Source organism: Psychroflexus curvus (genome assembly GCF_020164585.1).
GTDB classification, from domain to species: domain Bacteria; phylum Bacteroidota; class Bacteroidia; order Flavobacteriales; family Flavobacteriaceae; genus Psychroflexus; species Psychroflexus curvus.
In genome coordinates this window covers 1-1,308 of the sequence record NZ_JAIQZF010000017.1, presented here as the reverse complement: position 1 = coordinate 1,308, position 1,308 = coordinate 1, and the positions used below count along the sequence as shown (strand labels likewise).

At 33.5% G+C, this 1,308-nt stretch carries 1 protein-coding gene; it reads left to right on the top strand.

Going from position 1 to position 1,308, the window contains the following annotated elements:
* The first annotated feature begins 198 nt into the window (after window positions 1-198).
* Window positions 199-1,239, top strand: coding sequence for an IS110 family RNA-guided transposase (locus LB450_RS13575; RefSeq protein WP_224489799.1), 1,041 nt, complete (start codon window positions 199-201; stop codon window positions 1,237-1,239).
* The last annotated feature ends 69 nt before the right edge of the window (window positions 1,240-1,308 follow it).

Here is a 1,308-nt window from a genome sequence, read left to right as displayed (position 1 = left end):
AGAATCAATTATAAAGGGTCTCAATAAGAGTATGGTTCTTCCCTTGATAACAATTACGTATATCGCCCTTGAGATAATCACCTTATTGAGAGTCCTTCTTGAATCTGAACAGTATCGTAAGAATTGAGTATATCTCAATATCTTGAATCCAATTACGAGGCAAGATCTAAGGAGGCAATCTTTTTAAAAAATTTTATTATGAAAAATCAATTAAAGCAGGTTTGTGGTATAGACATGTCCTCACAGAAGTTTGACGTTTGCTTTAAAGAGCAATCTGAATTAGGTGGAATCACTATTAAAGGAAGTAAATCTTTTAAAAACAATTTAACTGGGTTCGAACAGTATTTACTATGGGCTGGTAAACGTAAGAAAGCGACAGGTTTAATTCATATAGTGGAAGCAACTGGGGTCTATCATGAAAATCTTTGCTATTTTCTTTATGAGAAATCAGAAAATATAACAGTTCAACTAGCTCAAAAGGCTAAGTACTTTATCAAGAGTTTAAATATAAAAACCAAGACCGATAAAGTAGATGCGGCAGCACTAGCTGAGATGGGCTTGAGTAGAACATTAGAACTCTGGAAACCAATAAGCAAGAACTTTAAAGATTTGAGAGATTTATCTAGAACCTTAGTTAGAATAAAAAATCAAATAGTTATAACAAGTTCTCAAATACACGCCTTAGAAAGTTCTCACGATCCTAATAAAGAATCTATATCCATGATGAAGGAGTTAGTGGGTATGCAGAGAAAACTAGCAGATGACTGTCAAGAATCTATTTACAAATTAATAGAACAAGACAAAGAGCTAAATGAAAAGGTAGAACGTATTATCGCTATTAAAGGAATTAATAAAATAACGGTAATTAAACTCTTAGCAGAGACAGATGCTTTTAGAAATGTAAAAAGTATCAGAAGTTTAGTGAGCTACGCAGGATTAGATGTTGTACAAAATGACTCAGGAATGCAAAAAGGAAAGTCTCGGATCTCTAAAAAAGGAAACTCGTACATAAGAACTGCTCTTTACATGCCAGCGATGAGTGCTATTAGATACGATCCTAAGTCTAAAGCTCTTTATGGAAGACTCAACGAAAGATTACCGAAGAAAAAACAATCACTAATAGCAGTAATGAGAAAGCTGCTGATTATCATATACACTTTATGGAATAGTGGCGAAGAATATGATCCAACTTATGATTGGACAAAAAAAAGACGAGACCGTAGCCCCGTCGCAGGATAGTCAGATAACTTCCTAAAGAATAAAAATATGAAAAAAACTTAAGATTGCTTGTGTTTTTACACAGTATCT